At 51.6% G+C, this 24,344-nt stretch carries 19 protein-coding genes; 14 read left to right on the top strand and 5 right to left on the bottom strand.

The annotated features are described in order from the left end of the window. Positions 1-69: 69 nt before the first annotated feature. The 5 genes from PGL01S_RS12830 to PGL01S_RS12810 all read left to right on the top strand — a co-directional run bounded on the left by PGL01S_RS12830 (position 70) and on the right by PGL01S_RS12810 (position 9,961). Positions 70-7,752: an S-layer homology domain-containing protein gene (locus tag PGL01S_RS12830; protein WP_127495023.1), complete on the top strand. Its 7,683-nt coding sequence runs from the start codon at positions 70-72 to the stop codon at positions 7,750-7,752. Positions 7,753-7,899: 147 nt separating this feature from the next. Next, the gene (locus PGL01S_RS12825) at positions 7,900-8,382 is read left to right on the top strand and encodes a GNAT family N-acetyltransferase (RefSeq protein WP_127495022.1); all 483 of its coding nucleotides are present in this window, start codon (positions 7,900-7,902) and stop codon (positions 8,380-8,382) included. Continuing rightward, complete coding sequence (locus PGL01S_RS12820) at positions 8,379-8,897, top strand: phage tail protein (protein ID WP_127495021.1); 519 nt, start codon at positions 8,379-8,381, stop codon at positions 8,895-8,897. Before PGL01S_RS12825 ends, PGL01S_RS12820 begins: the two co-directional genes overlap by 4 nt. Positions 8,898-8,920: 23 nt before the next feature. Next, the gene (locus PGL01S_RS12815) at positions 8,921-9,418 is read left to right on the top strand and encodes a phage tail protein (protein WP_127495020.1); all 498 of its coding nucleotides are present in this window, start codon (positions 8,921-8,923) and stop codon (positions 9,416-9,418) included. Between the two features lie 18 nt (positions 9,419-9,436). Then, the gene (locus tag PGL01S_RS12810) at positions 9,437-9,961 is read left to right on the top strand and encodes a phage tail protein (protein ID WP_127495019.1); all 525 of its coding nucleotides are present in this window, start codon (positions 9,437-9,439) and stop codon (positions 9,959-9,961) included. 38 nt (positions 9,962-9,999) lie between these two features. On the opposite strand, the gene PGL01S_RS12805 is transcribed toward PGL01S_RS12810, so the two are convergent. Then, positions 10,000-10,272, bottom strand: coding sequence for a hypothetical protein (locus tag PGL01S_RS12805; protein WP_127495018.1), 273 nt, complete (start codon positions 10,270-10,272; stop codon positions 10,000-10,002). 57 nt (positions 10,273-10,329) lie between these two features. Next, positions 10,330-10,626, bottom strand: a complete 297-nt coding sequence (locus tag PGL01S_RS12800; RefSeq protein ID WP_174806559.1) for a DUF3055 domain-containing protein — start codon at positions 10,624-10,626, stop codon at positions 10,330-10,332. A gap of 212 nt (positions 10,627-10,838) precedes the next feature. Here PGL01S_RS12800 and PGL01S_RS12795 point away from each other — a divergent pair, with 212 nt between their 5' ends. Beyond that, the gene (locus tag PGL01S_RS12795) at positions 10,839-11,822 is read left to right on the top strand and encodes an HRDC domain-containing protein (protein ID WP_127495017.1); all 984 of its coding nucleotides are present in this window, start codon (positions 10,839-10,841) and stop codon (positions 11,820-11,822) included. Between the two features lie 33 nt (positions 11,823-11,855). Here the strand turns inward: PGL01S_RS12795 and PGL01S_RS12790 are convergent, their stop codons facing one another. Next, positions 11,856-12,830 (bottom strand): zinc dependent phospholipase C family protein, encoded by a 975-nt coding sequence (locus tag PGL01S_RS12790; protein WP_127495016.1) that lies wholly within the window; start codon positions 12,828-12,830, stop codon positions 11,856-11,858. Positions 12,831-12,997: 167 nt separating this feature from the next. On the opposite strand from PGL01S_RS12790, the gene PGL01S_RS12785 reads away from it, so the two are divergent. From PGL01S_RS12785 to PGL01S_RS12760, 6 genes are all read left to right on the top strand, one after another. Beyond that, positions 12,998-13,459: a chemotaxis protein CheX gene (locus PGL01S_RS12785; RefSeq protein WP_127495015.1), complete on the top strand. Its 462-nt coding sequence runs from the start codon at positions 12,998-13,000 to the stop codon at positions 13,457-13,459. 115 nt (positions 13,460-13,574) lie between these two features. Continuing rightward, positions 13,575-14,348: an SDR family NAD(P)-dependent oxidoreductase gene (locus tag PGL01S_RS12780; RefSeq protein ID WP_127495014.1), complete on the top strand. Its 774-nt coding sequence runs from the start codon at positions 13,575-13,577 to the stop codon at positions 14,346-14,348. A 24-nt stretch (positions 14,349-14,372) separates the two neighbouring features. Beyond that, entirely contained in the window at positions 14,373-15,791 is a 1,419-nt protein-coding gene (locus PGL01S_RS12775; RefSeq protein WP_127495013.1) for a DEAD/DEAH box helicase, read from the top strand. Positions 15,792-15,919: 128 nt separating this feature from the next. Further along, positions 15,920-17,119, top strand: a complete 1,200-nt coding sequence (locus tag PGL01S_RS12770; RefSeq protein ID WP_127495012.1) for an S-layer homology domain-containing protein — start codon at positions 15,920-15,922, stop codon at positions 17,117-17,119. A gap of 135 nt (positions 17,120-17,254) precedes the next feature. Then, on the top strand, positions 17,255-18,007 hold the full coding sequence (locus PGL01S_RS12765; protein ID WP_127495011.1) for an ABC transporter ATP-binding protein: 753 nt from the start codon (positions 17,255-17,257) through the stop codon (positions 18,005-18,007). Continuing rightward, entirely contained in the window at positions 18,004-19,257 is a 1,254-nt protein-coding gene (locus tag PGL01S_RS12760; RefSeq protein ID WP_164775452.1) for an ABC transporter permease, read from the top strand. The genes PGL01S_RS12765 and PGL01S_RS12760 overlap by 4 nt, the downstream gene beginning before the upstream one ends. A 72-nt stretch (positions 19,258-19,329) precedes the next feature. On the opposite strand, the gene PGL01S_RS12755 is transcribed toward PGL01S_RS12760, so the two are convergent. Continuing rightward, the gene (locus tag PGL01S_RS12755; RefSeq protein WP_116393853.1) at positions 19,330-20,625 is read right to left on the bottom strand and encodes an aminotransferase class I/II-fold pyridoxal phosphate-dependent enzyme; all 1,296 of its coding nucleotides are present in this window, start codon (positions 20,623-20,625) and stop codon (positions 19,330-19,332) included. A 348-nt stretch (positions 20,626-20,973) separates the two neighbouring features. On the opposite strand from PGL01S_RS12755, the gene PGL01S_RS12750 reads away from it, so the two are divergent. Then, on the top strand, positions 20,974-21,759 hold the full coding sequence (locus PGL01S_RS12750; protein WP_127495009.1) for a helix-turn-helix domain-containing protein: 786 nt from the start codon (positions 20,974-20,976) through the stop codon (positions 21,757-21,759). Between the two features lie 299 nt (positions 21,760-22,058). Here the strand turns inward: PGL01S_RS12750 and asd are convergent, their stop codons facing one another. Further along, positions 22,059-22,847 carry an archaetidylserine decarboxylase gene (asd, locus tag PGL01S_RS12745; protein ID WP_127495008.1) on the bottom strand — a complete coding sequence of 263 codons (789 nt, stop codon included), beginning with the start codon at positions 22,845-22,847 and terminating at the stop codon, positions 22,059-22,061. 173 nt (positions 22,848-23,020) lie between these two features. Here asd and PGL01S_RS12740 point away from each other — a divergent pair, with 173 nt between their 5' ends. After that, a complete protein-coding gene (locus PGL01S_RS12740) occupies positions 23,021-24,334 on the top strand; it encodes a glycosyltransferase family 4 protein (protein ID WP_127495007.1) in 1,314 nt (437 codons plus the stop codon). Positions 24,335-24,344: the final 10 nt, after the last annotated feature.

The raw sequence follows: 24,344 nt of genomic DNA, 5'->3' as shown, positions 1-24,344 counted from the left end.
TCTGCTAGCGACGGAAGGGGAACAAACGGTACGGGGCAGGGGTCATCTGAACAAACAAGGAGGCGGATTATGAAAGGTGTTTTACGAAAAATAGGAATAGCGGTTATGTCGGTTATGCTGGCATTAATCGTGTTCAGACTGCTGCCCGCGCAAACGGGTTATGCGGCAGCGCTGGCTCCCATTCCCGCAAGCGTGGATTATTTCCACGATAATACCGGTTATTATTTTAACGGGGATGATTCCGTAGGTCCGGGATATAGCTGGATTGGAACTTATTTTGATTCGGTTTACGGAAATTCCGTAACGGTCATGCAATTCGATTTGAGAGATATACCCGTTAACGATACCGTTACGAGCGCCATACTAAAGCTGTATGTGCCGTACGTCGACTACGACCATACAGACGCAACCCCATTATTTGTGAATGTCTACGGATCAAATGACGATACGATTTCGGAAACTTCCCAGAAGATCCCGACCAAAGACGTTACCATCATTAATGGACAGACCGGCATTGTGCAAAATCAGTTTTTGCTGCTAGATCTTACTTCCTATATTAAGACCCAGGCTACGGGCGACAGAAAAGCGACTCTTGTGCTGACCAGCAAGGATACGCCTGGAAAAAGCAATCAGTTCGCCATCAATTCCAACAACGCGCCTTCCGACAAACCAGCGCTGGTAGTGACTACGGCAACAAACGCAAAAGTACTGTCGGTGACGGCTCCGCCGAATGGAACCTACACTGCCGGGCAAAACCTGGACTTTACCGTAAATTTTGACCGTGTCGTCAATGTAACGGGGGCACCTTCCATCCCTCTGACGATTGGTTCGACGACTGTGCAGGCAACTTATGCATCTGGTACCGGTACTACCGCTCTCACCTTCCGCTACACCGTAGCGAACGGTCAGCTTGATACGGATGGTGTGCAATTAGGCAATACGATCAACCTCAACGGAGGCACCATTAAAAACGCCAGCGATGAAGACAGTATTCTTACCCTCAATAATATCGGCTCGTTAACCAATGTAAAAGTGGACGCAGCAGCTCCAACGACAAGCTCAGTCAGCGTGCCGGCTAACGCGACCTACGGCAGCGGACAAAGCCTCGGGTTTACGGTCAATTTCAATGAACCTGTAAACGTTACGGGCGGAACGCCTAGTCTTGGCCTGACTATCGGTTCAACAAACGTGCAAGCCAATTACTTTAGCGGTTCGGGAACAAGCTCGCTTGTATTCCGTTACGATGTGCAAGACGGATTATACGATACGGACGGAATTACGGTTAGTACTCTTTCACTTAATGGAGCAACCATTAAAGACCTGGCAGGAAATACGGCAGCGTTGACTCTAAATAACGTCGGCAGCACGGCAGGCGTAAGAGTTGATGCCGTAGCACCAACCGTCAGTTCGGTAAATCTGCCTGCAGGAGGTACCTATAAGACAGGCGACCCACTTAACTTCACCGTCCATTACAACGAGAACGTAAACGTAGCTGGCACTCCCTATTTGCCGGTTACAATTGGCGCATCTTCGAGGCAAGCAGCCTATGTATCCGGATCGGGAACGCAAGACCTTCTCTTCCGCTATACGGTCCAAGCGGAAGATCTTGATACCGACGGAGTTCAGCCAGGGGCAAATCTAGCGGTGAACGGGGGGAGCATTCGGGATGCGGCAAACAACAACGCAAATCTCGCGCTCTCCGGCATTAGCGCCAATATCGTACTGGTAGACGCGGTTGCCCCAACCGTCAGCAGTGTAACCGTGCCCGCTAACAAAACGTATCTCGCCGGGCAAGAGCTCGAATTCACGGTTCAGTACGACGAGCCGGTGGCGGTTACGGGAACGCCTTATTTACCGTTAACGATCGGCAGTAAGGCCGTTCAAGCAACCTATGTTTCCGGATCGGGAACCCCGAACCTTCTTTTCCGCTACACCGTTCAGGCTGGAGATTTTGATGCCGACGGCATTACGGTTGCATCCGGCTTGAACTTAAACGGCGGCTCACTAAGAGACTCCGCCACGAATAATGCGAATCTAGCTTTAAACAATGCAGGTAGTACGACTGCGGTGTTGGTGGACGCGACAGCCCCAACCGTTAGCAGCGTTGACGTGCCGTTGAACGACACCTACGGCCCAGGGGATAATCTGGACTTTAGGGTTCATTTTAGCAAAAAGGTGGTCATTGCCGGGGGAACGCCTTCTATTCCGTTAACGATTGGATCCTCTACGGTACAGGCGCAATATTTATCCGGAATGGGTACGAACACGATAGTATTCAGCTATGTCGTGCAAGCTGGCGACAATGATAATAACGGCATTGAAGTCGGCAGCACTATTTCTCTGAATGGCAGTACGATAAAGGATGAATCGGATAATAATGCCGTTTTGACCTTGGCTGGCGTTGGCAGCACCACAGCGGTCTTGGTTGATACGACGGCACCGGCCGTTGCGAGAGTAGATGTACCTGCTGGTGGCAGCTACAAATCAGGCTCCACTCTGGATTTCACCGTTCATTATTCCGAGAATGTTGCGGTTACGGGGACTCCGACATTGCCAGTCACCATTGGTTCTTCAACGGTCCAAGCCGCGTATGTATCCGGTACGGGGACAAACGCCCTTTTATTCCGGTATACGGTGCTTAGCGGACAGGTAGATTTGGATGGCATTGAAGTTGGCAGTGTACTGGCGCTGAATGGCGGAACGCTGAAGGATGAATCGGACAATGCGGCCGTTTTGACCTTGGCAGCCGTTGACGATACCAGTGAAGTGCTTGTCGATGCGGTAGCTCCATCCGTTGCTAGCATTGATGTGCCGGCAGCGGGTATATATAAATCCGGCAGCAGCTTGAGCTTTACGATTCACTATGATGAAAAAGTTACCGTAACCGGTACGCCGTCTATTGCGTTAACGATCGGAAGCGCAACGGTTCATGCCGCTTATGCTTCCGGTACGGGAACAAAGGATATTACGTTTACTTATTCCGTTCAAACCGGGGATCAGGACGCGGATGGTATTGTATTAGGTGCGGCAGCTTTAAACGGCGGATCACTAAGCGATGCGGCAGGCAACGCGGCCAGCCTGTCGCTTGCTGCAGCGGGCAGCACCAACGGGGTGCTGGTTGATACCACAGCACCAACTATCGCAAGCGTAGATGTGCCGGACAACGGCATTTACAAAGCCGGGGACAAGCTTGAATTTACCGTTCATTATGATGAGAAGGTTACGGTAACCGGAGGAGCGCCTTACCTGCCCGTTACGATTGGCTCGGCTGCGGTCCAAGCCGTTTATGTTTCCGGTTCGGGAACAAGCTCCCTTCTGTTCGAATACGACGTGCTGGAGGGAGATAATGACTCTGACGGCATTCAAGCCGGCAGCTCCATCCAAGTAAACGGGGCAGCGCTTCAAGACGCGGCAGGCAATGCCGCCGTTCTGACCTTGACAACAGGCAGCACCAGCGGAGTGCTGGTGGATACCGCCGCGCCTTCCGTCACAAGTGTGCAAGTGCCTAGCAGCGGTTATTACAGCGAGGGTTCGGCTCTAAACTTTACGGTTCACTATAATGAGAAAGTAACGGTTACGGGTACGCCGACCCTTCCGATTACGATTGGTTCTTCAACTGTTCAGGCGGCATACGTAACGGGAGCGGGAACGGATTCTTTGGTTTTCACCTATACCGTGTTAACGGGTCAGGTGGACTTGGACGGAATCTCCGTGGGCGCTTCGCTCAACTTAAATAGCGGAACGATCGCAGATACGGCCGGAAATGCGGCGGCTCTGACGCTCGCTTCGGTAGGCAGCACAAGCAACGTCTTAGTCGATGCAATAGCTCCGTCGATTGAAAGCGTAGACCTGCCCGCAAATGGTTTCTACGTGGCAGGCGATCATCTGGATTTTACGATTCATTACGACGAGGCGGTAACGGTTACCGGAACGCCTTCGATCGCAATTACGATTGGTTCGACTACGGTGCAAGCCCAATATGATTCGGGTACGGGGACAACAGATCTGCTGTTCCGCTATACCGTACAAACCGGCGACAATGATGCGAACGGCATTGAAGTTGGAGCCTTGAGCCTAAACGGCGGAACGCTGAAGGACGCAACAGGCAACAACGCCGAAGCGGTTCTTGGCGGCCTGGGCAGCACGGCGGGGGTAAGGGTTGATGCGGTTGCCCCAGCGGTAACAAGCCTGGATGTTCCGGCTGACGGAACGTACAAAGCAGGCGAGGCTTTGACCTTTACGGTTCATTACGATGAAGTTGTTCACGTTTTTGGAGGAACGCCATATTTGCCCGTAACGATCGGGACTACGCCAGTAGAGGCTTCTTACATGTCCGGAACCGGGACCAATGCGCTGGTATTCCGGTACACGGTAGTAGCCGGCCAAGAAGATACGAATGGCATTGAAGTTGGCAATGCGGTAAATCCGAGCGGAGCTTCCATTGTGGATTTGGCAAGCAATGCCGCTGGCCTTGCTCTTGCGGGAGCAGGCAACATTAGCGCGGTACGCGTCGATGCGATTGTACCAACCGTTGCAAGCGTTGCTGTTCCGGTAAACGGGACCTACAAAGAGGGAGAACAGCTGGATTTTGTGGTTTACTTCAACGAGAACGTAACAGTCGGCGGCGGAACGCCGTATTTGACACTTACGCTTGGTTCGACTACCGTCCATGCGGCGTACGTATCGGGCACGGGAACAAGCGATTTGTTATTCCGTTACACGATTCAAGCCGGCGACCTTGACGGAAACGGCATAGAAGTAGGTAATGCCATTGTACTGAGCGGAAGCGCGTTGAAAGACGCTGCAGGCAATGCGGCAGACTTGACGCTGGCTTCCGTAGGAAGCACAAGCGCTGTCCTCGTGGATGCGATAGCCCCATCGATTGAAAGCGTGGATTTGCCTGCGAACGATGTTTACGTGGCAGGAGAGCATCTGGATTTCACGATTCATTACGATGAGGAGGTAACAGTCAGCGGAACGCCTTCGATCTCGATTACGCTTGGTTCAACTGTAGTGCAGGCCCAATATGTTTCGGGTACGGGGACAAAAGCATTGCTGTTCCGCTACACCGTGCAAACCGGGGACAATGATGCGAACGGTATTGAAGTCGGAGCTTTGAGCCTGAACGGCGGAACGCTGAAGGACGCAACAGGCAACAACGCCGCAGTGGTTCTCAGCGGTCTGGGGAGTACGGCTGGAGTGAAGATTGACGCCGTTGCTCCAAGCATTACGCAGGTTGATGTTCCGGCAAGCGGCTCTTACAAAGCGGGAGCAAACCTCCAGTTTAAGGTTCATTTCAGCGAGAATGTTCTTGTAACCGGCGGTAACCCGGAGCTCGATGTGAAGCTTGAAGGTAAAACCGTTCAAGCGTCGTATGTTTCGGGATCGGGCACAAACGCTCTTGTATTCCAATATGAAGTGCAAGCCGGAGATACCGATTCGACAGGCATTGAGCTTGCTGCGGCTATTTCCTTGAATGGCGCAGCAACAATTGCCGACCAAGCAGGCAATGCGGCTGTACTTACTCTTGCAAGCGCAGGCGATACTAGTGCGGTACTGATCGATACTGCGGCACCTGTTGTGAGTCTGGTCAGCGTACCTGCTGACGGAACGTATCATGCAGGGGCAAACCTAGACTTTATCGTTAAAGCAAGCGAACCGGTTATTCTGAATGTCACAGCTGGAAAACCATACCTTGAAGTGCAGGTTGGATCCGCTGTCGTTAAAGCGGAATACCTTGAAGCTGTATCGTCAAGCGAGCTCAAGTTCCGTTACACCGTACGTCTGGAGGATCAAGATACGGATGGCATAAGCGTGGATGCCGGAGCATTAGCCTTAAACGGAGCCGTTATTTCGGATGCTGCAGGCAACGGCTTCAGCACAACGCTTAACCATATCGGCGCTACCCAGAACATCAAGGTCAACAACAGCCTCTCGATTACGCCGAGTGAAGCAAACTGGACGAATAAAGACGTAACGGTGACCATCACGACTGATCCTGACAACGAGATAGAGTACAAGCTGGGCAGCAGCGGGACATGGACGAGCTATACCGTTCCCGTAGTTGTAACTCAGGAAGGACTAACAGCCTTTTACGCAAGAGTCATCGACCCTGATCATCACATTAGCGAGGTCAAATCAGTCGAAGTGAAGATCGACAAGACGGCCCCGGTTATCGTGTTGAACGGCAATGATACGGTTATTGTTTATAACGGCAGCACCTATACGGAGCAAGGGGCTAAAGTGCAGGATGCGAATCCGGCAGCTCCTCTTGCTACGGTTACCGGAACGGTGAATACGACGGCGCTTGGAACTTACACGCTGCATTATAACGCGGTTGACCTTGCAGGCAATCAAGCGGTAGAAGTCATTCGTACCGTAAATGTGGTCAACAGACCGGTCAGCAACACAAACGTACGCCAAGTGACGGTTGAAGTCGGAGACCCCAATCATCCGCAGGTTGTCGTGCAGATTGATATTGTACGCGAGGTCATCGGCGGCAAGAAAGTGGACACCGTCATGATGAACGAAGACAAAATCAAACAAGCGGTTGAAAGCGCAATTGGTGCCCACCAAGGTACGATAAGAATTATCGTGGACGACATTCCCGGAGATCCGGCAGATAAGGTGAAAGTAAAACTGTCGGTCAACTCCATCAAGTATCTCCTCGAAAGCTCGATACAAGTGGAGATTCAAACGGAAAATGCGTCGCTTCATCTGTCCACCGAGGCATTAGGCGCAATGAAAGGCAGTCAGGAGTTCTTCTTCGATATCCTGCCGATCCGCAAGAAAGAAGAGCAGGACGCGGTGAAGGACAGAACGGTTAACGCGGAAGCGATCCGCAAAATCGCTAACGCAGGCAAAGTGAGCGTGATCGGCATGCCGATGACGATTGAGACGAATCTGCCGAAAGTAGCCGTTCAAGTGACGTTCCCGCTGGATTCCAACGTAATTCCAAGCGACCTGAATCAAAGAAAGCTTTTCCTTGCCGGTCTTGGCGTGTACATTGAACACTCGGACGGCGAGAAGGTATTCCAGCGCGGTAAAATTGTCTATAACGACAAAGGATACCCGGTAGGCATTCAAATTGAGGTAAACAAGTTCAGTACGTTTACGATTGTGTCGGCCGAAGGCGCAGCCGTGCATCATAACGCCTATATGACGGGGTATTCCGACGGCACTTTCCGTCCGAATCAATCGGTAACAAGAGCGGAGATGAGCACCATGCTGTATCGTCTTTTGTCAGGCACTCTTCCGGGCAAAGGCTCCGTTACCGCTTTTACAGACGTATCCGGCAGCTTCTGGGCTTCCGAAGCTATTCGGTGGGGGCAGCAGGTAGGCATTCTCAGCGGTTACCCGGATCACAGCTTCAAGCCAAACGCCACGATTACGCGAGCTGAAATGGCGGCTATTATAGCGAAATGGCTGCAGCTTGATCCCGGTGCCGCGAATCCGGCGTTCCGCGACGTGAAAGGGCATTGGGCGTCTGCCCACATTGCTGCGGCGGCAAAGCTTGGTTACATGACCGGATACTCGGACGGCACGTTCCGTCCCGACCAGCCGTTGACCCGTGCCGAAGCGGTTGTCATCGTTAACCGGATTCTAGGCCGCGGTCCGTTAACCGGCGTAACAACACCTACTTGGAAGGATGTACCGGCTTCTTTCTGGGCGTTTGGAGCTATTGAAGAAGCTTCAAGGTCTCATGACGCGGCACGGGATACCGGTGGCGGCGAAACATTTATACCGGAATAAATCTATCCATTTTGAAGCCCTTGCCTAATTCAGGCAGGGGCTTTTTTTAATATTTTTATACATTAATTGACAATATCCGTCTCTTAAATCTATAGTAGAATTGCACTACTTTTTGCTAATATTTACTACTTAAAAAGTGGGGGTGCGATGCTGATATTCGAATCTGCTTGTCCTGAAGATGCTGATTTTTTGTTTGAGGTTTATGCCGATACAAGGCGCGAAGAGATGGAAGCCTGGGGATGGCCGGCAGGGGACGCAGAAGCTTTTCTGCGCATGCAGTTCGAGCTTCAGGCCAGGTCTTATGCGTTGCAGTTCCCGGAGGCCGTCACGCAAGTAATAACGCATGACGGGAATCGAATAGGAAGGATCATTGCGTCCAGGCGCGGCTCTATTCATCTCGTTGATATTTCCTTGCTGACCGCTTACCGCAATAAGGGAATTGGAACGGCGGTAATAACAAGCCTACAGGAAGAAGCAGCGGCAGCAGGTCTAACGGTTAAGCTCAGCGTATTGGAGCACAGTCAGGCAAAGCGGTTGTACGAAAGACTTGGCTTCAAGGCTATAGGAGGAACATCTCCTTATATTTCTATGGCCTGGCAGCCGGATACGAGAGAGGAGCAATTAATATGAGTGATCAGTACGTAGGTGAAATTCGCATGTTTGGAGGCAATTTTGCTCCTGTCGGCTGGGCTTTTTGCAACGGTCAGGTATTGTCCATCAGCGAAAACGAGGTTTTGTTTTCCTTGATCGGCACAACGTACGGCGGTGACGGTACATCTACCTTTGCGCTGCCGAATATGCAGGGGCGTTTGCCTGTACATACGGGACGCAACAATACGACAGGCAGTATGTACGTGATTGGCCAGAATGCGGGTGCCGAATCCGTTACGTTGACTATGAATCAGCTTCCCGTTCACTCCCATGCAGCGAACAGTTCGACTTTATCGGGAACGAGCAGCAGTCCGGAGAATGCTTTTTGGGCGGTCAGCGACAAAAATCTGTATTCCGACGCAGCCCCCAACGTTACTTTAAACGCTGCAGCTATAGAAGCGACCGGCGGAAGCCAGCCTCACGACAATATGATGCCTTATCTGGCTGTTTCGTTCATTATTGCCCTTGAGGGGATCTATCCGACCCAATACTAGAAAGAGAACAAGGAGGAAATATCATGGCAGAACCGTTTGTTGGCGAGGTAAGACAATTTCCGTTCAACTTTGCTCCAAAGGGCTGGGCGCAATGCAACGGCCAGCTCCTGTCGATACAGCAGAATCAGGCGCTGTTTTCTCTTCTTGGCACAACGTATGGCGGCGACGGCAGGACTACCTTTGCACTTCCGAATTTGCAAGGACGCGTTCCGGTTCATCCAAGCCAAACCGTCGTATTAGGGCAGACAGCCGGCGAAGAAGCTCATACGATTACCATTAACGAGATGCCGCAGCATAATCATCAGGCTAAGGGCGGGTCCGATGCTGCGGGATCGGGGCCGGCCGGAAAAACCTGGGGAACCTCCACCAGCGTTACGCCTTTTGCTCCGCAGCCCAATGCGACTATGTCACCGAATGCCATCGCGCAAGCGGGTGGCAGCCAGCCCCATAATAATATGCAGCCGTATTTGGTTGTCAATTTCTGCATCGCATTACAAGGGATTTATCCTCCGAGAGATTAGTAGAAAGGACTGAAAAAAATGGATCCATACATTGGCGAGATTAGGTTGTTTGCAGGCAACTACGCACCGAGAGACTGGGCATTCTGCAATGGTCAAATTATGTCTATCGCTCAAAATACGGCTCTGTTCTCTTTGCTTGGCGTCACGTACGGAGGCGACGGCAAGACGACATTTGCTCTGCCGGATCTTCGAGGCCGCGCACCGATGCATTGGGGACAAGGGCCGGGGCTTTCGCTTCGAGATTTAGGCGAGATGAACGGTGAGCCTAGCGTAACGCTGCTTCAAACCGAAATTCCTGCCCATACTCATCTGGCAAACGCGCAAGCCGCTTCTAACAAAACGGAGGCGCAGAATGATATTTGGGCAATGGCGGGCGCGCCTGGCCGGGGCGGAATCCAGTATTATTCCGATAAGACGGATGTTTCTCTTAATCCGATCGCGGTAGGAATTACAGGAGGCTCTCAGCCGCACAACAATATGCAGCCTTACCAGGCACTTAATTTTATTATCTCTTTGAGAGGCATATTCCCTCAAAGACCATAACGACAAACAAAGCCCCGGCCATTGGCCAGGGCTTTGTTTTATGGTTCATCCATTGCATCAGGGAGCGAGTCGTAATCATCATCGCCCGCAAAATCACGGTTGTATTCCTCGTGCATTTGGCGATTCTCATAGCCGTAAGGCCTTGAGGAACGCTGATCTATGCGCCAAGGACCGCTTTTGCCAGTTGGCCCCGTTATGCTCGAGCCGTAGGAACCGTCCGGGAACTCCTCGTGCGAGAGATCATTCCTTTGCGATTCCACCGTCGATAAATCCGTGTATTCGCTGCGGTCTTCGTTTAAAAACCGATCCACCGATATCTCCTCCTGAAATGGCTTAAGTTTGCGTTCGCCCTCTCAGTGTACCCTTGATTAATCGGTAAAATTCACCGTTCCTACTACAAAATATAAAAATTGGGCCAGCTCCGCCGCTTCTTCCTCCGTCAGTTGAAAGGTATGTTCCAGATATCCTTCCTCTTCCAGATCATCCGGGCCAATGATAGCCGTACGTCCGGCTTGAAGATCGGTAATCAGCTTCTTCCCGTAAAATCTTGCCGTCGACATAATAGCGAGGTCGAAACGCTTCATGCTAGGCGTAATAAACGTCACGAATCTCGTGGACGTATCTTCCGTTGTATCGGACATAAAATCATAATCAGGCAGCAGCATGATAAAGCCTCCATAAATCGTTTGCACACATTATACAATAAGAAAACGCTTGTAAGAAAGGTATGGTTATGTTAGCATTAAACTAATCGAATAAACGAACTTGAGGAAGCACCTCTCTTGCATTTTTTGCAGGAGGGGTGCTTTTTTTTGCGTTTAGGCTTGCTTACGTTTATTCGCGCGATTATCCATTTTGGTCGAGGAGTGAATGAATCATGCAAATCGTTTTTCTGAACACGTTTGAAAAACCGGTTGAGGACGGCACCATTGTTACGGGAAAGCTCTCCATCTGCGAGAGAGACGGCATCTGGGCAGTCTTGTGGTCGGAGGGGGATGCAGAGGCTGTCAGCTGGTTTGAAGGTACGTCCTGGGAAGAAATGCTGATCGGCTTCCGTCATGGCGTTGCGGTAAAAATGGGCGAAGGCTATACGCCTGTCGTAGACGGCATGCTGGAGGAGAAGCGGGGGGGAGCCGGCAGCTTCTTGTCGATGCTGCAATGCTACGGCGAGCTTCATGCGAAGCAGGAGCTGTTCGAGGCGCTTCGGGAATGGCGCCGCAAGAAGGCAGTCTCGGAGAAGCGTTCGGCTTATTTGGTTGCCACCAACCGGATGCTGTGGATGATTAGCGCATTTGTTCCGTATACAACGGAAGAATTGCTGCAAATTCCGGGCTGGGGAGAGCAGAAGCATGCGGCCTACGGGCAGGAGCTCTTGGAAATAACGGTTCAGCATGGCCGCGAGACCGATTTTCCGCTGAAATGGGTAACCGAGAAGCTGGAGCCGGTTGCGTATACCCAATGGATGTATAAGCAGAAGGAAGCACGATACAAGAACGATATGATCCGGCAGCAGCAGAAGAAGCGGATATTAAGCTTTGTCTTTGAAGGCGGTTCGATGGAACAGCTGCAATCGGAGCTTGAGCTTCCCCGCCGCGAGATTATGGACCGGATTGAACAGCTTGAAACGGAAGGCTACGATTTTGAACCGCTTATTGCCAGGGAGCTCGCGGATATGCCGGATACGGAAAGAGAGCTGATCTGGGAAACGTTCCGCCAGGCCGGCGACCGTTACTTGAAGCCCGTGCTGCAGCAGGTATACGGGGAAGACAGCTTGAAGGAAAAGCAGATGGACGTACTCTATGAGAGGCTGCGCCTTGTCCGCCTCCACTACCGGAAGTCCGCGAAGCAGCAAGCGATGTAATTGGTGAGGGAAGAAATAAAGGAAGCTCCCGCTTTAGGGAGCTTCCTTTATTCCGCCATCCGGCCAAATCGGCTCCGCATAGCGAATGCTCGCGTCGGAATCGCAGGGAAGTCCGGTCTCATAGGAGAGGTTGCCGATAAGACCTTCTGCATGCTGACGAAGCTCCGGCCTTCCGCTGCCTTCTCTTAAATAGCGAAGGACCGCGGGAATAACCAGCAGCGCATCCTCCATCGCATGGTTCCATAAGGTCCAGGCGGTCTCGTTTCGGATAACGGTTTTGTCCGAAGGATCAATCCATGGCGTTCCGGCTTCGTTCAGCACGTCGTAAGGCACTTGCTTCCGAAAGACAAAGGGTTCAATCTGCCCGAAGGTAATGGATCGTTTAATAGAAGTTGGATCGTGGAACAGACGTTGAGCCCGGATCATATCCCGGACTGCGTTATTCCAATCTTCCTCGCGGACGACCGGTGCAAGCTCCGGATAGAAGCTGCCGGTAATGGCTTGGAAGGCTTTCACTACAGCTTCCGGCAACCGGTCTCCTATGTCGATTTTACGCCATACCGGTGTTTTCCACGTTTCGATTCCCCATTGCTGCCTGGCAATAATCGTATCCATCATGACCTCGTAACGCTGATGATCCCATTTGCGGAAGCCGGATCTGCTGAAGACAAGCGGGTGCATATGCCGGTCGAGCACATGGTGGAGCACAAATCCCAATGCATACACAACAGCCGGATCAGGCTGACGGGCCTCCGCGGAACGTCCGGCAACCGAATCAAGCAGCTTCATAAGGACAGGCCCGCAGTCCCGGTTATGCATGTCGCTGCCAAGCTGGATCATGGGCGATTGTCCCTGCCACGGCAAAAAACGGTGATAGAATAGGAAATCCGGACCCTGACAGCCCATATAAAATAACCGGCGGAGCGGTTCCGAGGCTGCAAGCCCGGACTCTTGCAGCTGATCAAGTACTTTTTGGCCAAATATGAGATGCGCCCAAACGTTAGGCATGGAAGGAAACCCCCACTTTTTGTCAAATTAAGTATGAAAAAGTGACTATATGCGTAGGACTTAAGGTTCAATAATGATAATATTAGTATACTTGTCCTACGTATTTAAGTATAATGGAAATAGAATAGACTACGTGCGAATTTTGTCGAAAAGGAGCGTTCCCGCTAATGAAGGCAGAATACATTAATCCGTTTCTTGAAGCCGCAACGATCGTCATCGAACAGGTGATCCAGATTCGGCCTTCCACCGGAAAGCTAGGCTTGAAGAATATCGAATTAGTAGAAAATCACATTTGGATTCAGATTGGGATTAATGGGCAAATGAATGGCGACATTGTATTCGGGCTGAGCGAGCAGGTAGCTCTGAAGATGGTCTCTGCCATGATGGGCGGATTTACGATCTCCGAGCTTGACGAGATCGGTCGCAGCGCGATATCCGAGCTTGGTAACATGATTAGCGGTAACGCAAGCACCATGCTTTTCAATCAAGGGGTAAGCGTAGATATTACGCCTCCAAAAATTATTCAGTCTGCTAGCGCCGAAAGCTTATCTGCAGGACAGGCATTAACGGTACCTCTCATTATGGACGGAATCGGTCAATTTGATATTCAAGTCCTAGTCGCATCGTAACATAGAAGCAGGCTCCTTCGGGAGCTATTTTTTTTGCTTTATTTTTTGCTAATCAGGGATTGATCAAGTACACTTAAGAGATGAGAATGAGCGAAGCGGATGCAGGTGATGATGAGTGTTAAAGGGGAAAATTGTCCTTATTTCCGGAGCCTCCAGCGGAATTGGAGCGGTCACGGCAAAACAGCTGGCTAAGCTTGGCGCGTTGCCGATCTTGACCGGGCGGAATCTGGAACGGCTTCGCAAGCATGCGGCCGTCATCGGTGCGGCATGCCCGATGTATCAGATGGATGTAACCGATATGAAGCAGGTGCAGCAGACCGTTGATGCCATTATAGCGAAATACGGCAAAATCGATATTCTTCTGAACAATGCGGGTTTTGGCAAATTCGAGACCTTCCTGGAAGCAGAGGTAGAGAGCTTCGAGCAGATGATGGACACCAACTACATGGGGGTTGTCCGCTGCACGAAAGCCGTGCTGCCCTACATGCTGAAGCAGGGAAGAGGACATATTGTTAATATTGCATCCATGGCGGGGAAAATCGGTTCCTCGAAGTCTACCGGTTACTCGGCAACCAAGCATGCGGTGCTTGGCTTCACCAATTCTCTGCGCATGGAGCTGAACGGTACCGGCGTTATGGTATCGGCGGTTAATCCGGGTCCGATCCGTACCGAATTTTTCGATGTCGCCGATCCTTCGGGCACTTACGTGAAGAACGTAAGCTGGTTTATGATGAAGCCTGAATACGTGGCATCGCAAATTATTAAAGTGATGGAACGGCGGAAAGCCGAAGTGGACCTGCCAAAAACAGCGGCTGTTGGCATTAAGCTGTATCAGCTGTTCCCGCGCATCGCCGACCGTGTATTCGGCGGCTGGTTTAATCGAAAATAGCGGTGAAATAAGAGAGGAACGTATATGAGTCAAAAGACATGGAATGATCTAGGCATTACGAAAGCGCTGGGCGATAAGCTGGAAGCGAACAACATAAAGGTACCGTCGGCCATCCAAGCCGAGGCGATTCCGACCTTGCTGGAAGGCCGGGATGTATCGGCGCGTTCGCAGACGGGCTCGGGCAAGACGCTGGCCTATCTGCTGCCGATGCTTCAACAGCTGAAGCCCACATCGGGGGCCATTCAAGCGATTATCCTGGCTCCAACGCAAGAGCTGGCGATGCAAATCGTCCGTGTAGCCGAAGGCTATGCGGAGCCGCTTGGCCTTCGCGTCCAGCAGTTGATCGGCGGCGCGGCGATGAAGCGCCAAATCGAGAAGCTGAAGCTTCGCCCGCAGATTGTCATTGGTACGCCGGGGCGGATTCATGAGCTGTTAAAGCTGCGCAAGCTGAAGCTCAGCGAGGTGCGTCATATTGTTATCGATGAAGCGGATCAGGTATTTGAGCTTGGTTCGACCCGCGAGGTGGAGACGATCCTGTTCGCCATGAGCCAAGAGCGCCAGCTGGCCTTTTTCTCCGCAACGTATCCCGACGTGATGGCACGGTTCGAAGGACGATGGATGAAGGATACCGTCCGCATTCAGATTGCGCCGGAGCAACGGGTATCGGAGACGATTGATAACTTTTACGTCGTATGCGATAAACGGGACAAGCCGGATGCCGCTAGACGGATTGTCCGCATGCTGAAGCCGGAGTCTGCGCTTTTGTTCCTGAACGTAACCGAAAATATAGCGAATTGGGAAGCGAAGCTGAGCTATGAGGGCTTCTCCGTAGAGACGTTGTACGGCGATTCGGACAAGCAGCGCCGGGCAGCGACGCTGGCCAGATTCCGTGAAGGAAAAACGCAGCTGCTTCTCGCAACCGACGTAGCGGCGAGAGGTCTAGATATAGAGGGGCTGCCGCTTGTCATTAATCTGGATCCCCCTATTGATGCGGATCATTATGTTCACCGCGCCGGCCGTACCGGGCGTATGGGGCGGAAAGGGACCGTTATTTCGCTCATTACGCCTCAAGAACGGTTTATTATGGACAAATTCCGCAAGTCGCTTCGTATCGAGCTGCCGGAGAAGGCAATGTACAAAGGCGAATTCGTGGCTCCAAGCGAGCTGCCAAGCAAAGTCGCGGCAAGACCGTCCCCGCGCAGGAATGCCGAAGAGCAGGAAGTCAGCACGCGTTCCTTTGTTGCGCCTAAGAACAGCAAGGAATGGGAATCGCTTCTGAAGGAAGAACGAAAGCCTAAAAAAGGCGCAGCCAAGCCTGACGGCCCTGCTCCTGCCCCGCGTCCAAAGCCGGCCGCAACCAAGCAGGAGCGGCTCCGCGACAAGAAGGACAAGGGCGCTCCGAAGTGGCTGAAGGCGAAGCGCGAAAATCAGGATAATCAATAAAAAACCAAATAAAAGAAATTTTTTTGAAAGCCACCCTCCCAAAACTTTAGACCTTCGACGAAAACGTATAGGCGAAGGTACAAGCGGAATATTTTCCGTCAAAAAAGTACAAGGGAGAGTGGCTTTTTATGAAGAAACAAGCGGTATGGAAAAAAACGGTGATCTCTTCTCTGGCAGTCATGATGCTCGCAGGCGGCGCGTCTTCGGCTTTCGCAAACGGTAAACATAACGACGATGGCGGAAAAAAAGGCGACGATCGCGGCGAGAAAAAAGAAGTTAAAGTGAATTGGAAATTCAAAGACGAAGATGATATGAAATGGGCAATGGAATATATTATGCGTCTTGCATCGAAAGGCGTATTTACCGGCTATGAGGACGGTTCGTTCAAACCGAACCAAAAAATTTCCCGCATTGAGACATTGGTTTCGGCGGTTCGTCTGATGGGACTTCGCGATCAGGCGGAATCGACGGCAGAAATGAGCACGAAGCTGAACTTCAAGGATGCCGATCTGATCAAGAAGAAGTATCCGTGGGCAGTTGGTTACGTAGCGGTAGCGGTTGAAAACGATCTGTTTAACGAGAATGACTTCGAGGTGAAGCCTCAGGAAAATGCAACTCGTCTGTGGGCGGCAACGATTCTCGTTAAAGCGCTTAAACTGGAAGATGAAGCGAAGGCGCTTAACAATACTCAACTGGACTTCAAGGACGCAAAAAATATTCCGGCGGGTTCCGTTGGTTATGTGGCTCTGGCTATCAAAAAAGGAATCATTACGGGCTACAACGATAATACGTTCCGTCCGAACCAGCCGGTTTCCCGCGCGGAGCTTGCTGCCTTGCTCGACCGCACGGATTCCGAAATTCCGGATAACGACGGACAAGCTATTACCGGCAAGCTGAAAGCAGCTGCTTCGAACGGTCAAATTACGATTACGCAATCGAGCGGTACGGATGTAACGCTTGCTTTGGATCCTAGCGTCTTTATTTTCAGAGAAGACAAGAAAGCAGCGGTAAGCGCGCTGAAAGCCGGCGACGAACTTCTTGTCCGCACTTATCAGAACAAAGTTGTGTTTATTGAAGTAACTAAAGCAGCCGTTGATCAGTCCACTGTATTTGACGTTACGGGCAAAATCAACACGATTACTTACAACGCTAACGGCAAGCTGTCCACGATCTCCATCTCGAAGCAAGACGGAAATCAAACAACGGTAACCATTTATAACGTTGCGGATAACGCGCTTATTGCCGGCGACCGAAATAATCTCGTAACAGGCCATGATGTTAGAATTCAAGGCAAAGACGGCGTTATTGCGGGTATTACGATCCTTTAATAAGAATTGAATGGAAGCAGGTATTCCTTCCCTCGTGGAAAGGAATACCTGCTTTTTTTTGATATTGCGGCTGTAATTCGGTATGCTGATAGGAGAAGAGCAACTTATTTTATAGGTAATTGTAGGTGACGGAATATGAGCGAGCCCATTTTGCAGGTGGCCGGATTAACCGGCGGTTACAGCCCGCGGCGTCCCGTGCTTCATGATGTGACGTTCGAGGTGCGCGCAGGAGAAATGGTAGGATTAATAGGACTTAATGGTGCGGGCAAAAGCACAACGATCAAGCATATTCTCGGGCTTATGAAGCCGCATCAGGGGCAGGTGAAAGTGGACGGCGTTACGCTTGAGGACAACGCGGAGCGTTACCGCTCCGCTTTTGCCTATGTGCCGGAGACGCCAGTCCTATTCGACGAGCTGACAGTGGAGGAGCATTTGCGTCTGACCGGGATGGCCTATAATGTGGCTGAGCCGGCATTTGGCGAACGGCAGGAGCAGCTGCTGGACGAATTCCAGATGAGGCCCAAGCGCGGAGCATTTGCTTCGCATTTGTCCAAGGGGATGAAGCAGAAGGTAATGATTATGAATGCGCTGCTCTCCGAACCGCCGCTTTACATGATAGACGAGCCGTTCCTAGGCCTGGATCCGTTAGGTATTCGTTCTCTGCTTGAACGGCTGGTTGAAGTGAAGAAGAAAGGCTCGGCTATTCTGATGAGCTCCCACATCCTGTCGACGGTGGAAGCGTATTGCGACCGGTTTATCGTTATGCATCAAGGCAAGGTGGCTGCATACGGCACGCTTGAAGAGGTATGCAAGACTGCCGGAATCGAAACGCGCGGCGGGGCGCTGGAGGATGCCTTTTACAAGCTTGTCACCGAGGGACGCCAATGAGCGGGGGAGGTCGGTCGCTTGAGGCTTTATGGCTCAAGCGGTCAGGAGAATTCCGGAAAGAAGTAACTCCTTATTTCGGTTATATGGCGCAAAGCGGGTTTCCGTTGTTTATGTCGTTTATCGTGTTGTCATCCGCCTTTGGTTACATCAGGCTGATCCGGGATCTGCCAAGCGGATTTCCGATTACGCTTGTTGGTACCGTGGCCTTGTTTATTATTCTTAGCTGGAGTCCGCTCCGAACCTGGCTGACCTCGCCTGATATTGTCTTCCATATGCCCCGTGAGGCGGAAATGGGCGGCTATATGCGCAGAAGCTTCCGCCGCTCGGCAATTATGACTTCTTTGCTCGGGATTATTGTGCTCCTGCTCTACTGGCCGATTTACCGGCAAGGGGACGGGGAAGCCGGCTTTTTGACTTTGCTGCTCTTTTGCGCGGTTATGCGGGCGGCAAACCTAGGGGGGGCGTGGAAGGAACGGAAATTCGCCTGGTCCGGTGTCCGCCTTCTGTTTCGGTTTTTTCGCTGGGCGGCGAATGCGCTTGCGCTGGCGGTTACGCTGACGAGCGCGCCGTGGCAGGCTGCATTGTTCCTGCTGCTGCTTCTTGTCTTGTTCGCTCTGCTGTACCGGCTGCCGGACAAGCATTCGTTCCCATGGGAACGGCTGATTGAAGAGGAGGCTCGAACCCGAAGAAGCTACTATCATTTTTTCGGCTTATTTATCGATGTTCCAACGATGCCTTCCCGTACAGCATCCCGGGCTTACCTGGCGTGGGTTTTAAGGTATATTCCGAACCGGCACCGCCTGACTTACGTATATTTGTACGCGGCGTCTCTTGTAAGAACGGAGATTGGCGGCATCGTCTTGCGGCTTACCGTATTGTTTGCGCTTATCGTTTATTGGTTTGCGGAGGACGGGTGGTTGTCGGGTTGGGGAGCTGCCGGAGCTTATTTCATCCTGCTGCAGCTGGTAGCCGTACAGCTCGGGGGATTGCGGCATTCCCATCGCTATTCCGTCTGGCGCCATGTCTATCCGCTGCCTGAAGCCAAGCGGATGGACAGCCTGATCCTTGTAGACCGGTGGGCGTTTGCGACGGTTTCATTCCTCATGTGGCTGCCGGCAGCCATCATGCTGCTGGTTCAAGGGCTCATCGTTCCGGCGATTGTCGCGCTGTTGGCTGCTTACGCGCAGATTCTGTTCTTGCGTCCCGGCCGTTTGCGCCGCAAGCTAGTCGAAGATGCGGAGGAGGAATGACGGTTTTTCGTTATAAAAATAGCGGTGCAGGGATCATCCCTTGCACCGCTGTTTTTTATTTATAAAGGGCAATTAACCGAGCAGCTCGGTAACCGCCTTGTAGATCGTATCGAACAGCTCTTCCAGGTTCGGCTCCTCAATGCAGGAGAATGCAACGCGAAGATCGGTCTCGCCAAGCGCGATTGTTCCGATTCCGTACTCGTCCAGGAGACGTGTGCGGACCTCTTCCGCGGAGACGCCTTTCAGCTTAAGGCACATAAAGTAACCGGAGTTAAATGGATAGTAGCTCCATACGTCTCCGTAACGTCCGCTGTCGAGCAGATCTTTTACTTTATTGGCGCGCTTTTTCATCACTTCGTATTTCTCCGCTTTCTGTTCATCGAACTCAGCCGACTGCAGTGCGCGCAAGACGAAGGTTTGTGACGGATGCGGGCCGCTCGAGATTGTCGCGCGGATAATGCCCATCGTTTTCTGCTCAAGAGCAGCCAGTGCTTTATCGGAAGGGTTAGCGTAAGTAATGAAACCAACGCGGAAGCCCCATACGTATTCTTCTTTAGTCGCGCCGTCGACTTTGACAGCCAGTACGCGCGGATGCAGATCGGCCAGCTTGCCGAATAGCGATTCATGCAGCGAGTCTTCAAAGAACAGGCCGAAGTACGCGTCGTCCGTTACGGCCACTACGTTAATGCCTGCTTCTGCCGCATCGCGGATTGCCGCAACAATCTCATCGCCTTCCTGAGGATCCGGCGAGTAGCCTGTAGGGTTGTTCGGGAAGTTGAGGATGACAATCGCTTTTCCTTTGTCCTTCTGAGCGAGCAGAGCTTCGCGCAGACCGGCGCTGTTGAAGCGGTAATCCTCATTGTACAGCGGGTATTCAACGATTTCGGCACCGCGGCGGATGTTGAATGTCAGCTCATAATTCTCCCAGTTCTTGTTCGGGATGATAACCGCATCGCCGACGTCGGCGAACAGGTCGGCAACAATACTCAAACCGTGTGTCAATGCGTTCGTAGCGACAGGGTTGCTGAATTTTTTGCCTTCAAGGGAAGGGTTTTCTTTAACCATTTTGGTGCGCCATGCGGAACGCAGCTCCGGCTTGCCTGCTGGCGGAGCGTATTCGTAGATATCTTTTGGATCATACGAGGACAATGTGTCTTGTATAACCTTAAGGTGCATGGGCTGACCGTTTTCTATTGCTATGCCGATCGTGGCGTTAAATTTCTTAGCTTTGGCCTTTGCTTCTGCGGATTGGCTGAGTATGCCTTCCTTCGGGAAATAAATCGCTTTTCCTAAAGCGGACAACATGTCGTAGACGTTCGGACTTTCGGCTTTGAGCGTCTCATTCAACTGCTGAGCAAGTGGGTTCATGGACTCCATTCCATCCTTCCGGGAAATCAATTCGTCATTTAACGCTTATCGGGTGCTATTATAACATTTTTTTAACAAAGCACACCAACCAAAATGCAATATTTTTTGACTTTTGTGCAAACGGGAGGGCAATACCCGCTTGCGTGCGGGTTTCAGGCTGTTGTATGATGTCGGCAAGAACTCGAAATTTCGCGAAAAATGCTTCGGAAAAACGTCGCGAGATCCTTAATATTCGTCTGGGAAGTAATTTTCGGCATTACGAAAAGCATTATTTGGTAAACTTTGGATTATGCTTGCCATGTCATTTCAACCAATAGCAAGCGGGGTTAAACTTTTAGGAGGATTCGCATGCTGCACTTATCTACGGATTCGTACATTAAATTGCCGCCTATTGCCAAAATCGTATGTGAACCAAACTGGAGATGGCAGCGGCGCGAGAAGCCGATGGCGAACTATGATTTATTTTATGTATGGAGCGGCGAAGGGGAAGTGGAAGTTAACGGAACAGCGTATCCGGTAGGAAAAGGAAGCTGCTTTTTGTTCCGGCCAGGTGACCACACGAGTGCTACCCATAATCCACAAAAGCCCCTTGTCCTGACCTATATTCATTTTGACGTACGCGAGCCTGTGCAGTTTGTGCCGGAACGTTACCGGAAGCTGACGGATACGGTTGATTTCGAATATTTGCTTTCCCGGTATGTCCGGCTGTTTCTCGTTGAGACATACGCGGCGGAGGAGGAGGCCTTGCTGGTGCTTAAGCAGCTGATGATCCATCTGCTGCGCGAGGACCGGGAGATGCCGGTAGAACGCAAAGGAAGCAACCAGCTGACCGAAGCGATTCAAGAGGTTGCCAATTACGTGAAGCAGCATCCAAGCGTAGCTCACCGGGTTGAGGATTTGGCGATGCGCGCCCAGCTGTCTCCGCGGTATTTCTCCGTAAAGTTTAAGGAACTGATCGGCATGTCGGTACAATCTTATATGATCCGGACACGAATCGAACGGGCCCAGCATCTGCTCATGTATGAGGGCATGAACGTGACGGAGGTCGCGGACGCGCTTGGCTACAGGGATATTTTCTTCTTCAGCAGGCAGTTCAAGCAATACACGGGCAGAAGCCCATCCGAAATCCGTTAATAACAAGAAAAGGCGCCGCAGGGATAATCCCTCGGCGCCTTTCTTCTATATAGGGCCATTTCGGGTAATGAAATGGCTAACTGTACCCCTTATAAGTTGATTTAGGGGTAAAAGTGCGATTGGAGCATTAAATGATTCTGTAGAAACGAAGTGGTCGCTTTTGCTCTGGGGATTCCAATCCGCCAGGATTGTTCAAAGGAATCCCCGAGCAATGGCGATCGGAAGAACATTTAATGCGCAATGAGCATGCCTTTAAACGGGCAATAAGCATGCCTTTTAACGCGCAATGAGCCTGCTCTTTACCCCTCAATCAACTGCCCCAGCTTCTCGCCCATCCTCACCTTTAATCCGGGCGCAAGATCCTGCCGGGGAATGAAGGTATCGTTCTCCATGAGCAATACGACCGTTGAGCCGAACTCGAAGTAGGCAAGCTCGCCGCCTTTTTCGGCTTTGTCGCGAATGGGCTCCACATAACGAATACTGCTGACGTTCATGGCGCCAACCTTGACGACTGCCGTTTCTCCTCCGGCATGTTTGATGTAGGTAATCAATCTTTCATTCCGGCTGAGGACGCGGCGCATGCGGCGAAGGCCAAAGTCGTTAACCGGGTATACCTTGCCCGGAACATGCTCCCGCTCGACAATCCGTCCGTCTACGGGGGTATGTATGCGGTGATAATCGGTTGGACTTAGGTACAATACGATGTAGTATCCGTCGCGGTATAGCTCTGTTCGCGGAGAGCGGTTAAGCAGCTCCTCTATCGTATAATCCTGTCCTTTTACGTTAACAATCGTACCGTCTTTGATTGGTCCTGCCCCCGTGATCAAGGCGTCCACCGGACTTATAAGTGCTGTAGTCTCTTCATGAATAATCCGGGAGCCCGGCTTCAGGCGCCTCGTAAAAAATTCGTTTAACGTGCTGTATGCTTCCAGCGGCTTTTCCGCTTCTTCGATTTTGATGTTATACATGCTGGCGAATCTCGGAATCCAGCCGCGGCTTGCCTTCGATTGCGCGAAGCGGCCGGTCAGTCTGGATATCCATTTGCGCGAACTAAGCTCCGTCATGGCTTGAAACAACCATCCCATCATGCCCGCTCACTCACGTCCTTTCCTTGCATCTTGCCTTTCGGTGTCCTCCGAACAGTGTGACACAACCATTCCTACAAATCAATAGTATAGGCGTCCGCGCAACCTTGTGGCAATAACGGAATCGCTCGCGTATGCTAACTGCAAATTGATAACGAAGGAGGCCTTCCTTCGACATGTCGCCTGTGAAAGTGGCATTCGTTACGCCTGGAGCCTATCCGATTCCATCGGGAAACAGCAGCTCAGTCGAACGGGTTGTTGAAAAATTCGTTCCTCTGCTGCGTCCTAGTGTTGAGCCTCGTATTTACGGGAAAACCGGGCGCAATTTGCCCAGCCGTAGCCTTGTTCATGACGTCGTATGCGAAAGATTCCATGCTGCCAGACGTTCCGCTTATGTTGCGAATATAGGACGTGCTATCAAGAAATTCGGTCCGCAAATTATACAGGTCGAGAACCGGCCAACTTATGTTATAAAGCTGAGGCATTCCAACCCGAAAACCAAAATATGGCTTAATCTTCATTCTTCCACTTACATCAGTCCGAGACACATCTCCGAGACGCAGCTCCGCAAAAGCTTTGCTCTAGCGGACCGGATTATTGTAAACAGCGAATTTCTGCGAGGTCTGATCCTTAAGAAGGTGCCGGAAGCCAGCGCGAAGCTCCGCGTCGTATATCCGGGAGTGGAGACAAGACGCTTCCAGTCCCGCTATACGGCGGAAGGGGAGGCAGCGCGAAGACATCACAGGGAGCGTAAAGGCCTGGTCCACCGAAAAGTAGTTGTTTTCCTCGGTAGGCTGATTCCGCTTAAGGGCGTGCATCATTTGCTCGCCATCGTGCCAAAGCTGATCAAGATCCATCCCGATCTTCTTGTCGTCATTGTCGGAAGTCCATTCTACGGGTCGCACCGTACGACGGCTTATTCCCGCAAGCTGTTAAAGATGGGGGAGCGGTACAAGAAGCATGTCCGGTTCGTGCCGTACGTGCCCTATTCGGAAGTTCCTGGCTGGTTCATGGCCGCCGACATTGCCGTCATGCCTTCGGGCAAGCGGGAAGCGTTCGGGCTTGTGAATGTAGAGGCGATGGCAACGGGCCTTCCGGTTATAGCTACGCGTGCTGGCGGAATGCAGGAAATTATCCAGGACGGAGAGACCGGTTTTCTCATCAATCAGACGGAAATCAAAACCGAGCTGACTGCCAAGCTCCTGCTCCTGCTCCATAATGCGGCGCTGCGCCGGCAGATGGGGATAAAGAGCAGGCAGCGGGTGGAGCAGCTGTTCACATGGGAACATACGGCGAAGCGGTGGTTAAAGATTCAACGAAATGAAGCGGACCTGAAATACAGCGACAACCCGGAGTTAAGTGATGAAAACTTAGATCCGGAGTCGGTTTCGCAGCTCGTGCAGGAAAAGGCTCATGAGGAGGAGCAGATGATCAGCTACGAAATGGGCTACTTGAATCATACGCCTTATACCCGGGAGGACGGCAGTTAAGAGCTGCCGT

It is taken from the genome of Paenibacillus glycanilyticus NBRC 16618, assembly GCF_004000805.1.
Taxonomy (GTDB): Bacteria; Bacillota; Bacilli; order Paenibacillales; family Paenibacillaceae; genus Pristimantibacillus; species Pristimantibacillus glycanilyticus.
The sequence above is the reverse complement of the archived record's forward strand: the minus strand, read 5'-3'. Positions and strand labels throughout refer to the sequence as shown.

Coding starts and splice junctions, on each gene's coding strand:
- PGL01S_RS12830 (WP_127495023.1), top strand. CDS start 70: ATGAAAGGTGTTTTACGAAAAATAGGAATAGCGGTTATGTCGGTTATG.
- PGL01S_RS12825 (WP_127495022.1), top strand. CDS start 7,900: ATGCTGATATTCGAATCTGCTTGTCCTGAAGATGCTGATTTTTTGTTT.
- PGL01S_RS12820 (WP_127495021.1), top strand. CDS start 8,379: ATGAGTGATCAGTACGTAGGTGAAATTCGCATGTTTGGAGGCAATTTT.
- PGL01S_RS12815 (WP_127495020.1), top strand. CDS start 8,921: ATGGCAGAACCGTTTGTTGGCGAGGTAAGACAATTTCCGTTCAACTTT.
- PGL01S_RS12810 (WP_127495019.1), top strand. CDS start 9,437: ATGGATCCATACATTGGCGAGATTAGGTTGTTTGCAGGCAACTACGCA.
- PGL01S_RS12800 (WP_174806559.1), bottom strand. CDS start 10,626: ATGCTGCTGCCTGATTATGATTTTATGTCCGATACAACGGAAGATACG.
- PGL01S_RS12795 (WP_127495017.1), top strand. CDS start 10,839: ATGCAAATCGTTTTTCTGAACACGTTTGAAAAACCGGTTGAGGACGGC.
- PGL01S_RS12790 (WP_127495016.1), bottom strand. CDS start 12,830: ATGCCTAACGTTTGGGCGCATCTCATATTTGGCCAAAAAGTACTTGAT.
- PGL01S_RS12785 (WP_127495015.1), top strand. CDS start 12,998: ATGAAGGCAGAATACATTAATCCGTTTCTTGAAGCCGCAACGATCGTC.
- PGL01S_RS12775 (WP_127495013.1), top strand. CDS start 14,373: ATGAGTCAAAAGACATGGAATGATCTAGGCATTACGAAAGCGCTGGGC.
- PGL01S_RS12770 (WP_127495012.1), top strand. CDS start 15,920: ATGAAGAAACAAGCGGTATGGAAAAAAACGGTGATCTCTTCTCTGGCA.
- PGL01S_RS12765 (WP_127495011.1), top strand. CDS start 17,255: ATGAGCGAGCCCATTTTGCAGGTGGCCGGATTAACCGGCGGTTACAGC.
- PGL01S_RS12760 (WP_164775452.1), top strand. CDS start 18,004: ATGAGCGGGGGAGGTCGGTCGCTTGAGGCTTTATGGCTCAAGCGGTCA.
- PGL01S_RS12755 (WP_116393853.1), bottom strand. CDS start 20,625: ATGAACCCACTTGCTCAGCAGTTGAATGAGACGCTCAAAGCCGAAAGT.
- PGL01S_RS12750 (WP_127495009.1), top strand. CDS start 20,974: ATGCTGCACTTATCTACGGATTCGTACATTAAATTGCCGCCTATTGCC.
- asd (WP_127495008.1), bottom strand. CDS start 22,847: ATGATGGGATGGTTGTTTCAAGCCATGACGGAGCTTAGTTCGCGCAAA.
- PGL01S_RS12740 (WP_127495007.1), top strand. CDS start 23,021: ATGTCGCCTGTGAAAGTGGCATTCGTTACGCCTGGAGCCTATCCGATT.